This is a genomic window from Dechloromonas denitrificans, assembly GCF_020510665.1.
Taxonomy (GTDB): Bacteria; Pseudomonadota; Gammaproteobacteria; order Burkholderiales; family Rhodocyclaceae; genus Azonexus; species Azonexus denitrificans_B.
In genome coordinates this window covers 647401-663612 of the sequence record NZ_CP075187.1, presented here as the reverse complement: position 1 = coordinate 663612, position 16212 = coordinate 647401, and the positions used below count along the sequence as shown (strand labels likewise).

The following is a 16212-nucleotide window of genomic DNA, read 5'->3' as shown; positions in this document are numbered from 1 at the left end:
TCAACTATTCCTCTACACCACAAAACACTTCGCGCATCATACCGACGAGCTGCAGGGTACGCTGATCGCCTACCCGATAAAAAACACGATTCGCATCCTTGCGCGTCAACAAAACGCCCTTCTCACGCAAAATCGCCAGATGCTGGGAAATATTGCTTTGCGAGGTTCCGACCGCTTCGACGATCTCCTGCACACAGGCTTCCTGATCCCCCAGGACACACAGAATTTTCAGACGCAGCGGATGCGCGATGGCTTTGAGCGCACGCGCAGCCATTTCGATGTGTTCCTGCTTGTCGATCAGATTGACGGAAGGAGCTTCCAAGATAAAACCTCGTTATCGGTGAATGGATCATTATAAAATAATGGTTTCGGTTTCGCCGACCTTAATCAACATCAATCAGGGAAATCCGTGCGTGCAAATTCGTTCGCTTCGCCCGCCCCAGACACCCACCCAAGGCCGTTGAAATATTTGCCGAAAAAAATCTCCATTTGCGCCCCGGCGCTGCGTGCTGCAGCGACATGCGTTCTGGCCTTGTCGGCACTGACCCTGACGCCAGCCCATGCTGCCAAGAAAGCCGCGCCATCGCCGACCGCCACGCCTGAAATCGCCGAGCGTCAGGCCGACCTTGGCGAACTGCGCGGCAGGATCGAGGGACTGCGCAAGGACCTCAACACCAGTGAAGAAAACAAGGCAGACGCTGCTGATCGCCTGCGCGAATCCGAACGCCAGATATCCCGGCTGCAACGCGAGCTTCACGAACTGACCGACCAGCGCGGTCGACTGCAAAAGAGACTCGAAAACCTTGAGCAGCAGTCAAAGGAACTGGCAGTCACACTCAACCAGCAACAAAGCCAGCTCGAAAAGCTGCTCTACAAGCAATACCTGCGCGGCACCCCGGACTCTCTCCAGCTACTGCTCAACGGCGACGACCCCAACCAGGTCGCGCGCGATCTCCATTATTTTTCGGCCATTGCCTTGACCCGGGCCGAGTTGATGGGCGAGATCAACGCCACACTCGACAAGAAGCGCGCCCTGGCAGCAGATGCCAAGGAACAAGCGGCAGAACTGAAAGAAGTTGAAGCACAGCAACAGGTTCGCGTCGCCGAACTCAACAAGCAGCGCGAAGAGCGCAAACGTCTGCACGCCCAGATATCGGACAAGGTAGCCGCCCAGCGCAAGGAAATCGGCAATCTTCAGCAGAATGAAAAACGCCTGACCAGCCTGATCGACCGACTGTCGAAAATACTCGCCGCACAGGCCGCCAAGGCAGCAGAAGCGGCTCGCGCGGCGGAGGCAGCAAAAATAGCCGAGGCGGCGCGCCAAAAAGCAAAACAGCGTACCGAGCCGGAATCGAAAACCCCGCCCCGCAGAGAAGAAACCGCCGAAGCGCCACGCCAGAAACCCGTCGAAGCCGAAAACAACTACGAACCGGTTGCCAGCAACGGTAATTTTGCCCGCCAGAAAGGCAGCCTCCGCCTGCCTGTGCGCGGCACGGTCAGCGGCCGCTTCGGCTCGCCGCGCGATGGCGGCGGCACCTGGCGCGGACTCTTCATTCGTGCCGCTGGCGGCAGCGAAGTCAAGGCCGTGGCCAGCGGCCGCGTGGTCTTTGCCGACTGGATGCGCGGTTTTGGCAATATCCTAATCGTCGACCACGGCGATGCCTACCTCTCGATCTATGGCAACAACGAGTCCTTGCTCAAACAGGTCGGCCAGAACATCAAGGGCGGAGAAACCATCGCCACCGCAGGCAACAGCGGAGGCAACCCGGAATCCGGTTTATACTTTGAACTCCGCCACCAAGGGCAACCGATCGACCCGATGAAATGGGCCAGTTTGAAATGAGCAAAACGAAAACAATCAGTTTGGTTGCGGGCGCCTTTGTCGCCGGCGCACTCATCAGCCTGAATCTCCCGGCCTTCGCCGACAAGGAGAGTAAAGCAGGCTTGCCGATCGACGAATTGCGCACCTTTGCGGAGGTGTACAGCGCAATCAAGCAAGGCTATGTCGAGCCGGTCGAAGACAAGAAGATGATCACCAATGCCATTTCCGGCATGCTTTCCAACCTCGACCCACACTCCACCTACCTTGATGCCGACGCATTCAAGGATCTCCAGGTCGGCACTCAAGGCGAATTCGGGGGGCTGGGCATCGAAGTCGGCATGGAAGACGGCCTGGTCAAGGTGGTTTCCCCCATCGAAGATACACCGGCTTACCGGGCCGGCCTGAAAGCGGGCGACCTGATCTTCAAACTCGATGACACCCCGGTCAAGGGCCTGACCCTGGCCGAAGCCGTAAAGAAAATGCGTGGCAAGCCGAAAACACCGCTCAAAATTTCGATTTTGCGCAAAGGCGAAACCAAGCCGATCGAAGTCACGCTGATCCGCGAAGTCATCAAGGTCCAGAGCGTCAAGTCGAAACTGGTTGAGCCGGGCTATGGCTGGGTACGCATCACCCAGTTCCAGGAAAACACAACGGCGGATATCGCCCGTCACGTTGCCGGCCTGTACAAGGAAAACGGCAACAAGCTGCAAGGCCTGGTCCTCGATTTGCGCAATGATCCGGGTGGTTTGCTGAACAGCGCCATTGGCGTCTCTGCAGCCTTCCTGCCACCCGATGTCAAAATCGTCTCGACAGACGGCCGCACTCCCGACGCCAAGCAGGAGTTCCGGGCCCGTCCGCAGGACTATCTGCGCGGCGGCAAGGAAGACCCGCTCAAGGTGATGCCGGTCGAGGCCAAAAAAGTAGCCATGGTTGTTCTGGTCAACAGCGGCTCGGCTTCGGCCTCTGAGATTGTTGCCGGCGCACTGCAGGACCACAAACGTGCAGTCATCCTCGGCACGCAGACCTTCGGCAAGGGCTCGGTCCAGTCAGTCCTGCCGCTGCCGGGCAACACGGCGATCAAGCTCACCACGGCGCGTTACTACACGCCGGATGGCCGTTCGATCCAAGCCAAGGGCATTGTTCCCGACATCCTCGTTGAAGAAACCGCGAACGGCAGTGGCGGCGGCATGCGTATCCGCGAAGCAGACCTTGACCGTCACCTGATCAACGACAAGGAAAAAGAGACGCCCAAGGAAGTGGCCAAGCCGGAACCCAAGCTCCAGCAAAAAGCCCCGGCCAAGACGACCAAGGACAAGAGCAGCAAGGACGAGAGCGACGAGGACATGCCGCCCCGCCTGGAATATGCCTCGAAGACCGACTATCAGTTCCAGCAAGCCCTGAATCTTCTCAAGGGGCTTCAGATCATGCAAAATAAGGCTCAGTAATTCAGCCACCGGGAGGGATGATGACTAACGCGGATCTCAAGAAAAAGCGCGAAATCCTGTTTGCAAAATTCCCCCCCGGCCAAGTGCCGGAAGCGGCTGACGACCTGCTGACTCTCGATGAGGTTGCCGTCGAACCAAAACATGAAAAACGGGTGGTCGGCGTCAGCTACGAGCTGACCCAACATACGCTGGAAGAGCTTGAAGGCCACCTGGAAGACAAGGGTTTCCACCTCGACAACACCTTGATGAGCAAGCTGACGCGTGCGCTCATCCACTACGTCGAAGATACTCAGCTACATAACATTGGCGCCCCCGAGCGGCGCATCAAGCGCTCCTCGCAGGAAGCCTACGTCAAGGCTTGGGAGCATCACCCGCACGGCGACCACGACGACACGCCGCCGGAGTGGCGGGAATATAAATAGAACGGGATGCCTCGTGTCGGCGCAAGTCGGCAGGTGGAAAGCCCCTTCACGCAAGCACGAATGAACGACAACCAACTTCTCCGCTACAGCCGCCACATCCTGCTTGATGCCATCGGCATAGATGGACAAGCCCGTATTCTTGCCAGCCACGTCCTGATCATCGGCGCTGGCGGCTTAGGCTCACCCGCCGCCCTTTATCTCGCCTCTGCCGGGATTGGAAAAATCACTCTGGTTGATGACGACACGGTTGATTTCACCAACCTGCAACGGCAGATCATGCACACCCAGGCCCGTGTCGGCACCGACAAAGTACGCTCTGGACAAGAGGCGCTGACGGCAATCAATCCCGAGATCGAGATCGTTCCCCTCAAGCAGCGTCTGTCAGGCAGCGATCTGGACAACCTTGTGGCCAAGGCTGACATCGTGCTCGACTGCACCGACAATTTCGCCACACGCCACGCGATCAATCGCGCCTGCGTACACCACAGGAAACCACTTGTTTCAGGTGCTGCCATCCGTTTTGACGGGCAGATCAGCGTCTACGACCTGAGAAGTGACGATGCACCGTGTTATCACTGCCTCTTCCCGGAAGGGGAAGATGTTGACGAAACCCGCTGCGCCATCATGGGAGTCTTTGCGCCGCTCACCGGGATCATCGGCACCATGCAGGCTGCCGAAGCACTCAAACTGGCAGCCGGCATCGGCCAGACGCTAGGCGGTCGCTTGCTGCTGCTCGACGCACTGGATATGGAATGGCGCACCATCAAGTTCAAGCAGGATGCCGCCTGCGCTGTTTGCGGCCCTAGCGGAAACGTGCGATCAGGCGAATATCTTCGCCAAGCTGACGCAGATCGCGCACCTGCAGCAAGCGTTTGCCGCTCAGGCTAGTCAATTCCGGCAAGTTGAACAGGCCGCTGGCTGCATCGCCAATCAGACAGGGCGCCAGGTAAAGCAGCAGCTCATCGACCAAGCCTTCGCGCACCAGGGACCCGTTGAGTTTGAAGCCCGCCTCGGCGTGCACCTCGTTGATGCCGCGTCGCCCCAGCTCTTCAAGCAAGGCCTTCAGCTCAACCTTGCCTGCCGGATTGGGCAAAATCACGACTTCTGCCCCGGTCGACCGCAGCAAAGCTGCTTTTTCCGGATTATCGACCGCGCCAGCCACAAGCACCGCGCCGCCTTGCAGAATACGCGCCGCAAGCGATATTTCCAGACGACTATCAACAATCACCCGCAAGGGCTGACGCGTCGTTGCCACCTCTCGCACATTGAGTTGCGGATCGTCATCGCGCACCGTACCGATGCCCGTCAGGATGGCACATGCCCTGGCCCGCCAGCAATGTCCGTCACGCCGCGCTTCCGGCCCGGTAATCCACTGGCTGACGCCGTTATTCAACGCTGTCTTGCCATCCAGACTAGCCGCCGCCTTGAGGCGCAACCACGGCCGGCCACGCGTCATGCGCGAGACAAAACCGATATTGAGTTCGCGCGCCTCGTTTTCCAGCAGGCCGCTCGCCGTTTCGATGCCTGCTGCCTGCAACATGGCCAGGCCCTTGCCGGCAACCAGCGGATTCGGATCGGTCATCGCCGCCACCACGCGCGACACGCCCGCGGCGATCAGCGCCTCGGCGCACGGCGGGGTACGCCCGTAATGACTGCACGGTTCAAGCGTGACATAGGCCGTCGCACCGCGCGCCTTGTCGCCAGCGGCGCGCAAGGCATGCACTTCGGCGTGCGGCTCACCGGCCTTTTGATGCCAGCCTTCACCGACAATCAGACCATCGCGCACCAGCACGCAGCCAACACGCGGATTGGGCGAAGTCGTCCACAAGCCCTGCTCGGCCAATTGGAGCGCACGGGCCATGTTGCCGTGGTCGACGGCAGAAAAACTCATTTTTTCTTTTCGTTGGGAGAAACTTCGCGGATAGCCCGGGAAAAGGCATCCACGTCTTCGAAGTTGCGATAAACCGAGGCAAAGCGAATATAAGCCACCTTGTCGAGCTTCTTCAGCTCGCGCATGACCAATTCACCGACCTGTTGCGAGGTAATTTCACGCTCACCGGCCGTCAGCAGTTTTTCTTCGATTTCAGCAATCGCCGCATCAACCGAATCGGTCGACACCGGACGCTTGCGCAACGCCAGCTCCAGGCTGGCGCGCAGCTTGTCGCGACTGAACTCTGTGCGCGAACCATTCTTCTTGACCACCTGCGGCAAGCGGATTTCCGCCCGCTCGTAGGTTGTAAAGCGTTTGTCGCAAACATTGCACTTCCTGCGGCGACGAACGAGATCGCCTTCGTCATTGAGACGGGTATCAGCGACCGCCGTTTCATCAGCACCGCAGAAAGGGCATTTCACGGCTGCTTACGCCCCGTAGACCGGGAAGCGCTTGCACAGCTCGGCCGCCTTGGCACGAACCGTTGCTGCCACCGCCTCATCGTTCGGCGCATCGAGCACGTCGGCGATCAGGTGAGCAATCTGCTCAGCTTCGATCTCGGTGAAACCACGCGTCGTCATGGCCGGCGAACCGATACGGATACCAGAGGTAACAAACGGCTTCTGCGGATCGTTCGGGATGCCGTTCTTGTTGACCGTGATGTGGGCACGACCCAGCGCAGCTTCGGCTTCCTTGCCGGTGATGTTCTTGGAACGCAGGTCGACCAGAAAAACGTGGCTTTCAGTGCGACCGGAAACAATGCGCAGACCGCGCTCTTCGCCCAACACACGCGCCATGACGCGGGCGTTGTTGATGACCTGTTCCTGGTAATCCTTGAACTCCGGCGTAGCGGCTTCCTTGAAAGCAACAGCCTTGGCTGCGATGACGTGCATCAGCGGACCACCTTGCAGGCCCGGGAAGATGGCGGAATTGATCGCTTTCTCATGCTCGGCCTTCATCAGCACCACGCCGCCGCGCGGACCACGCAGGGTCTTGTGGGTGGTGGTGGTGACGACATCGGCGAACGGCACCGGGTTCGGGTAGAAGCCAGCAGCGATCAAGCCGGCATAGTGGGCCATGTCGACCCAGAAAATGGCGCCGACTTCCTTGGCAATCTTGGCAAAACGCTCGAAATCGATGCGCAGGGCGTAAGCCGAGGCGCCAGCGACGATCAGGCGCGGCTTGTGCTCGCGGGCCAGCGCTTCCATCTTGTCGTAGTCGATTTCTTCCTTTTCGTTCAGGCCGTAGGAAACGACGTTGAACCACTTGCCGGACATATTGAGCGGCATGCCGTGGGTCAGGTGACCGCCTTCGGCCAGGCTCATGCCCATGATCGTGTCGCCCGGCTTGCAGAAAGCCATCAGCACGGCCTGGTTGGCCTGCGAACCGGAGTTCGGCTGGACATTGGCGGCATCGGCACCGAACAGTGACTTGATGCGATCGATGGCGATCTGCTCGGCGACGTCAACGTGCTCGCAGCCACCGTAGTAGCGCTTACCCGGATAGCCTTCGGCGTACTTGTTGGTCAGCTGGGAGCCTTGGGCTTCCATCACGGCCTTGCTCACGTAGTTTTCAGACGCGATCAGTTCGATGTGGTCTTCCTGGCGCTGGACTTCTGCCTGGACGGCCTGCCAGAGTTCGGAATCAACTTTTGCGAGGGTATCTTTCGCGGAAAACATGGGGATTGCCTCAAGCCATTGAAAAGGGCAGGAATTTTATCACGACGGGAGTTCATCAAGGGCACCGGCTTCAAGATGCCCGGTTTCGCCCCAGGTTTCGATGTGCCAATGGCCGTCGACCGTGGCAATCCAGTTCAAACCCGCGTTCGGAATGAGAAAGTCACGCTGGACGTCCAAGCCTCGCCCCCGAACAAATCGGTTGATGATGTCGAGTACGCCGCCATGCAACACGATGACGACTTCTTGCCCGACATGCGCCGCAGCAATCTCGACCAGCTTGCCGGTGACGCGGGCATACATCTCGCGCAGACTCTCCCCGTTTTCGAAGTTGTAATCGGCGTTACGCCCTTCGAACGCGGCATAGCCATCCGGGAATCGTGCCTGCGCCTCGGCATAGGTCAAACCTTCGAACACACCGTAGCGTCGCTCACGCATTTCCGGCAGCAGCGTCGGGACAAGCCCCAGATGTGCGCCGATCGCCTCCGCTGTCGTACGCGCACGCTTGAGGTCGCTGCTATAAAGCGCGGAGATACCGGCCGAGCCTAGCCACCGCCCTGCGGCCTCCGCCTGGCGCATGCCGGTTTGATTCAAGCCGATATCGATTTGCCCCTGAATCCGTCGCTCGGCATTCCACTCGGTTTCGCCGTGCCGGACAAGACAAATCCGGGTAGGCTGATTTGTAGGGATTTCCACCATGGATCAACGACTCCCTTCGTTGTAAATTTCAGTCAGTGGGATTTTCCATTGACCCCGGACATTTCAGAAGCCGGCATTTTATCAACCCGAGGAGGACTTTTCGTGACCCTTCTGCTCAAGCTATCGCAGCTTATCGACAGACTCATCGAGCGCGTCGGCAAAGGTGCATTCTGGCTGGTGCTGGTGATGACCATCATCAGCGCCAGCAATGCCGTGATTCGTTTCACTTTCAACTACAGTTCGAACGGCTTGCTGGAAATCCAGTGGTACCTGTTTGCTGCTGTCTTCCTGCTCTGCTCGCCCTACACCCTGCAACGCAACGAACACGTTCGCATCGACGTACTCTCGGGCAAACTTTCGCCGCGCGGTCTCGCTGTAATCGACATTATCGGCACCATTTTCTTCCTGCTGCCGATGGTTGTTCTGGTGCTCTGGCTGTCGATCCCGCTAGTTGCCGACTCGATGAAGATCAATGAAATGTCGGCCAATGCCGGTGGCCTGCTGCGCTGGCCGGTCAAGATCCTTCTGCCGATCGGCTTTGCCCTGCTGGCCCTGCAAGGGGTGTCCGAACTGATCAAGCGCATCGCCTTCCTGGCAGGCCTGATCGAAGACCCGAACAACAAGGAAAAGGGTCCGACGCCCGAAGAAGAACTGGCTGCCGCCATCGCTGCCGCCAAAGCCAAGGAGGCCAAATAATGGAATTTATTATCGCCAACATGGCGCCGCTGATGTTCGGCTCCCTGGTCCTTTTCCTGCTCTTCGGCTACCCGGTGGCATTTGCCCTGGCTGCCAACGGCATCGTCTTCGGCTTGATCGGCATGGAAGTCGGCCTGCTCACCCCGGCCATCTTCCAGGCACTTCCCGAGCGCATCTTCGGCATCATGGCCAACGACACGCTGCTCGCCATCCCCTTCTTCACCTTCATGGGGCTGATTCTTGAACGCTCCGGCATGGCCGAAGACCTGCTCGACACCATCGGCCAGCTGTTCGGCCCGATGCGTGGCGGCCTGGCCTACGCGGTCATCTTCGTCGGCGCACTGCTCGCAGCAACGACCGGCGTGGTTGCCGCATCGGTCATCTCGATGGGCCTGATCTCGCTGCCCATCATGCTGCGCTACGGCTACGACAAGCGACTGGCAGCAGGCGTCATTGCTGCCTCCGGGACATTGGCCCAGATCATCCCGCCATCACTGGTGCTGATCATCATGGCCGACCAACTCGGCAAGTCGGTTGGCGACATGTACGAAGGCGCCATGGTTCCAGGCCTTGTCCTGACCAGCCTCTACGTCGGCTATGTGGCCCTGCTCAGCATCATCAAGCCCAGCCACTGCCCGGCCCTGCCGCCGGAAGCACGCACCCTGCGCGGCGGCAAGCTGATGCTGCGCGTGCTGACCACCCTGGTTCCGCCGCTGGTCCTGATCTTCCTGGTACTTGGCACAATCTTCCTCGGCATCGCAACGCCGACCGAAGGTGGCGCCATGGGTGCAGCCGGCGCACTGATCCTGGCTCTTGGCCGCAAGCGGATCACCTTCAAGCTGCTCAAGCAGGCCATGGAAACCACCGGCAAGCTGTCCTCGTTCGTGGTCTTCATCCTGGTCGGCTCGACGGTATTCGGCCTGATCTTCCGCGCCGTGAATGGCGACCTCTGGGTTGAACACCTGCTGCTCGGCTTGCCGGGCGGTCAGTTGGGCTTCCTGATCGTGGTCAACATCCTGGTCTTCGTGCTCGCCTTCTTCCTCGACTTCTTCGAACTGTCCTTCATCATCGTACCGCTGCTTGCACCGGTCGCTGACAAGCTGGGCATCGATCTGGTCTGGTTCGGCGTCCTGCTCGCGGTCAACATGCAGACCTCGTTCATGCACCCACCGTTCGGCTTCGCGCTGTTCTACCTGCGCTCGGTGGCACCGGCCTCGGTCAAGACGACGGATATCTACTGGGGCGCCATCCCCTTCGTCTGCATCCAGATCATCATGGTGGCAATCATCATCATCTTCCCGGACATCGTCAGCTATGGCGACGAAGCCCAGAAGGCCCAAGCCCAGATGGAACGTGACGGCACCGCGCCGCCGGCCGTCGATCTGGACAGCCTGATGAAGCAGGATGAAGCCAGCAGCGACGCAGAAGACAAGGAACGCGAAGACAACACTGCCGCCAACCTGCTCAATAACCTGCAGAGCGACAAATAACCGAACACCTCTTCGACAAGGCCAAGGCGGGGTTTCGACCCCGCCTTTTTTATTGCCCTGAATTCAGTCGAGGCAAGAAAAAAGCAAAAAGATTAATCGAAGCGATGCACAGAATGCATTGGCACTGCCCCGACATTCACTGCAAAATAAAACCCTGTAGCGTTTGCTTCATCAACCACGATGAGCCTTTCAAACCCACACCACAGGGAGCATGCATCATGACCATGGATATCGGCATCAGCAAAAAAGATCGTGAAAAAATCGCCGAAGGACTGTCCCACCTTCTTGCCGACTCTTACACGCTGTACCTCAAAACACATAACTTCCACTGGAATGTGACAGGCCCGATGTTCAACACCTTGCACGTGATGTTCATGGACCAGTACACCGAACTGTGGAACGCCCTCGACCTGATCGCCGAGCGCATTCGGGCGCTTGGCTTCCCCGCTCCCGGCACCTATCGCGAGTTTTCCAAACTGACGGTCATCAAGGAAAGCGAAGGCGTGCCCAATGCGACCGAAATGCTCAAGCAACTCCTTGCCGGACAGGAAGCCGTAACCAAGACCGCACGCAGCATTCTGCCAATTGTGGACAAGGCCAGCGATGAGCCAACGGCCGACTTGCTGACTCAGCGCATGCAAGTCCACGAAAAAAATGCATGGATGCTGCGTAGCATGCTTGACGTTTAAGCCGAACAAATCCGGCCCATAAAAAAACCCGCGAAATTCGCGGGTTTTTTACTGTTGACCGCAGCACCGGCAAGCAGCCGGACTGCGCAACCAAACGACTTACTTGTGCGACTGCAGGAACGAGTCCATGCGTGCTTCAGCAACGCTGAACCAGGCATTTTGCGTTTTGCGATACTTGTCGTACTCGGTGTAAATCTTCTTGAACGCAGGATTCTTGCCAGCTTCATCGGCATAGAGCTCCTGGGCAGCCTTGTAGGCGGCTTCCATGACGTCCTTCGGGTAAGCCTGAAGCTTGACACCGTTTTGCAGCAGCTTGGAAAGCGCAGCCGGATTCTTGTGGTCGTATTCGGCCATCATCGTCACGTTGGCTTCATAAGCGGCCGCCTGGAAAGCTTCCTGGTATTCCTTCGGCAGCTTGTCCCATTCCTTCTTGTTCACGAAGAAGTTGATCATCGGGCCCGGTTCCCACCAACCCGGATAGTAGTAATGCTTGGCAACCTTGTAGAAGCCGAGCTTTTCGTCGTCGTACGGACCAACCCACTCTGCCGCATCGATCGTGCCTTTTTCCAGTGCCGGATAGATGTCGCCACCGGCGATCTGTTGCGGCACGGCGCCAAGCGCAGCAAAAACGTTACCGCCCAGACCGGCGATACGCATCTTCAGGCCCTTGACGTCTTCAAGGCTCTTCAGCTCCTTGCGGAACCAGCCACCCATCTGGGTACCCGTATTGCCACCCGGGAAATGAACGACGTTGTAATTGGCGTAAAAATCATTCAGCAGCTTGTCACCGCCGCCGTAGTAGACCCAGGCATTCATCTGGCGGGCATTCATGCCGAACGGAATCGAGGTGCCGAAACCGAAAGCCTTGTCCTTGCCAACGTAGTAGTAAGAACAGGTGTGGCAGCACTCGACGGTACCCTGCTGCACGGCATCCAGCGCCTGCAAGCCGGGAACGATTTCACCCCCCGGGAAAACACGAATATCGAACTTGCCGCCGGTCATCGCGCGCAGGCGGTTGGCCAGAACTTCAGCGCCACCGAAAATGGTATCCAGGCTCTTCGGGAAGCTGGAAGTCAGACGCCATTTGATGGTCGGCAGGGATTGGGCGATCGCCGGGGCGGCAACCGTAGCGGCAGCACCAGCAGCAGCACCGATAGATGCTTTTTTCAGGAAATCACGACGTTGCATATTGTCTCCTCCAAGTAGTTGGGCACGTCAGGCGGGTTACAGCTTTATTCTAACTAAAGGAATAGGTTTGACGAGTGGTGGAAAACCCTTAGAAAATCATTCGCCAGCCACGATCATTCGGTCCAGAAGAATTGAACCCGTCTGCTTTGAGCCACGAACCTGCACATCGTTCCCAACCGCAACGATACCGGCCAGCATGGCCTTGAGATTTCCGGCAATCGTGATCTCCTCGACCGGATAGGCGATTTTCCCGTTTTCCACCCAATAGCCCGCCGCACCGCGGGAATAATCCCCGGTGACATAGTTCACGCCGTGACCGAGCAGCTCCGTCACCAGCAGCCCCCGATCCATTTTGGCCAGCAGGGCGGTAAAATCGAGATCGCCCGGCTTGATCATCAGGTTGTGGCTGCCGCCAGCATTGGCGGTCGTCTGCATCCCCAGCTTGCGCGCCGTGTAGGTACTCAGGAAATAGGCCTGCAAAATACCGTCCGTCACCACATCTCGATCACGCGTTGCCACGCCGTCACTGTCGAAGGCCGAAGACCCCAGGCCACGCTTGATGTGCGGACGCTCACTGATCTGGACAAACTCCGGCATGACACGCTTGCCAAGATGATCCAGCAGGAAAGAAGCCTTGCGATACAAGGCGCCCCCACTCACGGCATGAACCAGGCTGCCCAGCAGGCCGGCGGCCAGAGGCGCCTCGAACAACACAGGAAACTCACCGGTTTTAACCTTGCGCCCACCCAGTCGGGCCACTGCACGCTCGGCAGCCATGCGCCCCACCAGTGCGGGGTCTTCCAGCTCATCGGCGCAGCGGCGAGTGGTATACCAGTCGTCACGCTGCATCGCATCCTGCTCCCCGGCGATCACCGAACAGGAAATGTAATGCCGCGAGGTGGGATAACCGCCCATGAAACCAAGGCTGTTGGCGGATACAAAATGAGCTTGCTGCGTAGACACCGAAGCGCCCTCGGAGTTACTGACCTGCGGGCTGCTGTCAAAGGCGGCCTGCTCACAACGGCGGGCCATCTCAATAGCGTCTTCCACGGTCAACGCCCAGGGATGATACAAATCCAGATCAGGAGAATCCTTGGCCATCAAGGCCGCATCAGCCAGGCCGGCGCAGTCATCTTCGGCCGTAAAGCGGGCGATGTTCAGCGCCGCCTCGACCGTTTCGCGCAACGCCTGCGCCGAAAAATCGGAGGTGCTGGCGTATCCCTTGCGCTGGCCGGAATAAACCGTGATGCCGATGCCCTTGTCGCGATTGAACTCAATGGTTTCAACCTCGTCGCAACGCACGCCGACCGACTGCCCGAAGCCCTCGGAAACATCAACCTCGCAGGCCGTGGCCCCTTTTGTACCTGCATGTTTGAGCACATCCTCGGCCAGTTGCTGCAAGGTGGCAAAGGGATAAGAAAAGCGTGCGACTTCAGGCATGAAAACGGCGTCCGGGGAGGAAAGCCGCTATCATAGCAGCCCCAAGCAAACGGCTTTTGACATGCACGACGAAGATTTTACAGAGAGTACCGGCCGCCCTTCCAAAACCAAGAAGAAGGAAGCGATGCACGCGCTTCAGGACCTTGGCGCAGAGCTGGTCGAGCTGACCGTGGGTCAGCTCAAGCGCATCAAGCTGGAAGAAAACATTTACGACGCTGTCCGCGAGTGCCAGAAAATCACGGCCCACGGCGCACGTCGCCGGCAAATGCAATACCTCGGCAAGCTGATGCGCAACGCCGACGAAGAACCCATTCGTGCCGGACTGGCTCTGCTGCGTGGCGAGTCGATGGCTGAAAACGCCCGCCTGCACCGCCTCGAACGCATGCGTGTTCGCCTGCTCGAAGATGAAACCGTGCTTAACGAGATCGCCACAACCTGGCCCGGCGTCGACCTTCAGCAACTCCGCCAGCTGCGTCGCAATGCGCTCAAGGAGCAGGAACAGAACAAGCCGCCGAAAAATTTCCGGGCTATTTTCCAGATCCTGCAGGACCTCGACAAAAACGGAGCACCGAAGATTGAAGAGTGAAGAACTCGTCATCGGCCTGGTTTCGATCAGCGACCGGGCATCGACCGGCGTTTATGAAGACAAGGGTATTCCAGCCTTGCAGGAGTGGCTAGCCAGCGCCCTGACGACCCCGTGGCGGGCGGAAACCCGCCTGATTGCCGACGACCAGCCAAGCATCGAAAACACCCTGATCGAGCTGGTCGACCGCAGCAACTGCCACCTGATCCTGACCACCGGCGGGACCGGCCCGGCTCTGCGCGATGTCACCCCAGAAGCCACCCTGGCAGTCGCCGACAAGGAAATGCCCGGCTTTAGCGAGGAAATGCGCCGGATCAGCCTGAATTTCGTCCCGACGGCCATTCTGTCGCGGCAGGTTGCCGTCATTCGCAAGCAAGCCTTGATCATCAACTTGCCGGGCCAACCGAAATCGATCAGGGAAACACTGGAAGGCGTCCGCAATAGCGCAGGCGAATGCACGCACCTCGGCATTTTTGCGGCAGTCCCCTACTGCATCGACCTGATTGGCGGCCCCTACGCCGAAACCAACGAAGCTGTGATCAAGGCCTTTCGGCCAAAATCCGCCATCCGCCCCCGCTAAAGCCGTACGGCAGGCTTACCCGACCTCGCTGATACGATAGCGAGCCAGTTCGTAGTCTGCCGTTTGCTCGACCAGGGCAATCGGCATCAACCTGATACGTTTGCCACCCCGGCTGTATTCGAGAGACTCATTCATGTCGAACGATGCCGGGGCACGCACCAGCCGCACCTCTCCGGCCAGATTGATTCCCTCGATCAGCAAACCGGGTTCGCCCGACAACGCAGCGTAACTCGATGCCATTCGCGGCTTCAGTTCGACCGCCGCCGCCTGATGCGCCAAGACCTGAATGCCGATGCGCGCTTCGTGCTCGGCTTCCCGGAAGTAACGCCGAATCACGCCCAGCACCCAATTGTCACCCCCTTGCGGCTGCATGGCGAGTAACGCCCCGACCTTGATCCACTCACCGGGAATGTTGTTCAACACGGCACCAAAGCCCCCCCGACTCACGTTCTCGACCACCCAGCTTTCGACCGGCAGCCCGGTCGTCCGCCCGGCAGACTCGCCTGGAAAAACCGCAAAAGCATTCGCCAGCCCACTCAATACCGCCATCCGGTGCTTGACCTGATGCCGATCGTGTTGACGCTGAGGCGGCACAGGGGCCAGATGCAAGGAAAGGTGACGCAAGACGGGAAGCAAGGTACGAGCGTAGTACTGGCCGCCTAGATTGAGCGCCGCCGGAATATCCCCGCCACGCTCCAGGTCTTCCAGCAAATCGATAAGCGCCACATGACTTGTTCCCGGCTTGTAGAAACGCTGGGAGTGCACGGCCTCCTCGGGCATCCAGAACAGGCGTTGCGGCGCATGATCCAGGGCCAGGTCAACCCAATAGACACTGTCTTCCATGACCTCGGCGGCAAAACTGAAGCCCGAGAGGAAATACGCAATCAGATGCTCGGCCAGATCAATCTCAAGCGGCAAAAGGCTATCCATCGAGGCAATCTGAAAAACCATGACCCGGAGATACTCCGCCCGTGGCGTGCCCAAGCCGGAAACAGCCTGATTGGCCACGCCCTGTTGCTCGGCGAGCAGCAAAGGCTGCCCGATGCGTCGCCAGAGCCCGGGGCTGGGCGGCCCATAATGAAACGCATCCCATTTCAACAAACCGCCCAAGGCAACGATGTTGCGAGCACACAGCTCGGCAAGCTCGCCTTTCAGCGCATCTGCACCGCGCCCCTTTTCCTGCACAGCCGCCAGGCAGCGCTCATAAGCTTCGGCTAACAAGGCCCAGAAAGCGCGATTGATCGACCAAAGACGGCGCTCGTCCGCCCGCGCCAGGCGAATATTGTGCAAATACTCTCGGGTCAGTCGTTTGAGATGCGGTTGCGCCGCCTCATCCAGCTGTCGTGCCGCCTCGAACAGACGCTCGGCAGAAAACTCATGCACCGTCTGCAAGGACTCAAGCCAGCCAACAATCTCGTCAAGCGCACGAAACGCGTTATCCTTGGGCAACTCGTTGATTGTCTTGCGTAACTCGCGTGCATCAAGCAAGGGATGGATGTCCTTCGGTGAAAAAACACCGCGCAGCACCCCTAGTTTCTCCAGCATTCCCCTC

At 58.8% G+C, this 16212-nt stretch carries 17 protein-coding genes; 9 read left to right on the top strand and 8 right to left on the bottom strand.

The features are described 5' to 3' along the window. Positions 1-4 precede the first annotated feature (4 nt). Positions 5-274, bottom strand: coding sequence for an ArsR/SmtB family transcription factor (locus tag KI614_RS03110; RefSeq protein WP_371810513.1), 270 nt, complete (start codon positions 272-274; stop codon positions 5-7). Between the two features lie 195 nt (positions 275-469). Here KI614_RS03110 and KI614_RS03105 point away from each other — a divergent pair, with 195 nt between their 5' ends. The 4 genes from KI614_RS03105 to KI614_RS03090 are packed head-to-tail and all read left to right on the top strand — an operon-like array spanning position 470 to position 4577. Then, positions 470-1843 (top strand): murein hydrolase activator EnvC family protein, encoded by a 1374-nt coding sequence (locus tag KI614_RS03105; RefSeq protein ID WP_226407798.1) that lies wholly within the window; start codon positions 470-472, stop codon positions 1841-1843. Then, positions 1840-3267, top strand: coding sequence for a S41 family peptidase (locus KI614_RS03100; protein WP_226407797.1), 1428 nt, complete (start codon positions 1840-1842; stop codon positions 3265-3267). Before KI614_RS03105 ends, KI614_RS03100 begins: the two co-directional genes overlap by 4 nt. Before the next feature lie 17 nt (positions 3268-3284). Beyond that, the gene (locus tag KI614_RS03095) at positions 3285-3689 is read left to right on the top strand and encodes a hypothetical protein (RefSeq protein WP_226407796.1); all 405 of its coding nucleotides are present in this window, start codon (positions 3285-3287) and stop codon (positions 3687-3689) included. A 60-nt stretch (positions 3690-3749) separates the two neighbouring features. Next, positions 3750-4577 carry a HesA/MoeB/ThiF family protein gene (locus KI614_RS03090; RefSeq protein WP_226407795.1) on the top strand — a complete coding sequence of 276 codons (828 nt, stop codon included), beginning with the start codon at positions 3750-3752 and terminating at the stop codon, positions 4575-4577. On the opposite strand, the gene ribD is transcribed toward KI614_RS03090, so the two are convergent. The 4 genes from ribD to KI614_RS03070 are packed head-to-tail and all read right to left on the bottom strand — an operon-like array spanning position 4492 to position 7994. Further along, complete coding sequence (ribD, locus tag KI614_RS03085; protein ID WP_226407794.1) at positions 4492-5580, bottom strand: bifunctional diaminohydroxyphosphoribosylaminopyrimidine deaminase/5-amino-6-(5-phosphoribosylamino)uracil reductase RibD; 1089 nt, start codon at positions 5578-5580, stop codon at positions 4492-4494. The two genes, KI614_RS03090 and ribD, sit on opposite strands and share 86 nt — an antisense overlap. After that, positions 5577-6041, bottom strand: coding sequence for a transcriptional regulator NrdR (gene nrdR / locus KI614_RS03080; protein WP_203468657.1), 465 nt, complete (start codon positions 6039-6041; stop codon positions 5577-5579). Before nrdR ends, ribD begins: the two co-directional genes overlap by 4 nt. 6 nt (positions 6042-6047) lie before the next feature. Then, complete coding sequence (gene glyA, locus KI614_RS03075) at positions 6048-7298, bottom strand: serine hydroxymethyltransferase (RefSeq protein ID WP_226407793.1); 1251 nt, start codon at positions 7296-7298, stop codon at positions 6048-6050. Between the two features lie 39 nt (positions 7299-7337). Continuing rightward, positions 7338-7994, bottom strand: a complete 657-nt coding sequence (locus KI614_RS03070; protein WP_226407792.1) for a histidine phosphatase family protein — start codon at positions 7992-7994, stop codon at positions 7338-7340. Positions 7995-8096: 102 nt separating this feature from the next. Between KI614_RS03070 and KI614_RS03065 the strand changes: the two genes are divergently transcribed. The 3 genes from KI614_RS03065 (at position 8097) to KI614_RS03055 (ending at position 10869) form a co-directional block, all read left to right on the top strand. Beyond that, entirely contained in the window at positions 8097-8690 is a 594-nt protein-coding gene (locus KI614_RS03065) for a TRAP transporter small permease subunit (protein WP_226407790.1), read from the top strand. Continuing rightward, entirely contained in the window at positions 8687-10180 is a 1494-nt protein-coding gene (locus tag KI614_RS03060) for a TRAP transporter large permease (RefSeq protein ID WP_226409216.1), read from the top strand. Before KI614_RS03065 ends, KI614_RS03060 begins: the two co-directional genes overlap by 4 nt. Before the next feature lie 218 nt (positions 10181-10398). Further along, positions 10399-10869 (top strand): Dps family protein, encoded by a 471-nt coding sequence (locus tag KI614_RS03055; RefSeq protein WP_226407788.1) that lies wholly within the window; start codon positions 10399-10401, stop codon positions 10867-10869. Between the two features lie 99 nt (positions 10870-10968). On the opposite strand, the gene KI614_RS03050 is transcribed toward KI614_RS03055, so the two are convergent. Continuing rightward, positions 10969-12057, bottom strand: coding sequence for a TRAP transporter substrate-binding protein (locus tag KI614_RS03050; protein WP_226407786.1), 1089 nt, complete (start codon positions 12055-12057; stop codon positions 10969-10971). Positions 12058-12153: 96 nt separating this feature from the next. Continuing rightward, on the bottom strand, positions 12154-13497 hold the full coding sequence (gene pmbA, locus KI614_RS03045) for a metalloprotease PmbA (RefSeq protein ID WP_226407785.1): 1344 nt from the start codon (positions 13495-13497) through the stop codon (positions 12154-12156). Positions 13498-13558: 61 nt separating this feature from the next. On the opposite strand from pmbA, the gene yjgA reads away from it, so the two are divergent. Together yjgA and mog are read left to right on the top strand one after the other, a co-directional pair. Further along, a complete protein-coding gene (gene yjgA, locus KI614_RS03040) occupies positions 13559-14083 on the top strand; it encodes a ribosome biogenesis factor YjgA (RefSeq protein ID WP_226407784.1) in 525 nt (174 codons plus the stop codon). Next, on the top strand, positions 14073-14660 hold the full coding sequence (gene mog, locus KI614_RS03035; RefSeq protein WP_226407783.1) for a molybdopterin adenylyltransferase: 588 nt from the start codon (positions 14073-14075) through the stop codon (positions 14658-14660). Before yjgA ends, mog begins: the two co-directional genes overlap by 11 nt. A 15-nt stretch (positions 14661-14675) precedes the next feature. On the opposite strand, the gene KI614_RS03030 is transcribed toward mog, so the two are convergent. Then, positions 14676-16205 carry a hypothetical protein gene (locus KI614_RS03030; protein ID WP_226407782.1) on the bottom strand — a complete coding sequence of 510 codons (1530 nt, stop codon included), beginning with the start codon at positions 16203-16205 and terminating at the stop codon, positions 14676-14678. Positions 16206-16212 lie beyond the last annotated feature (7 nt).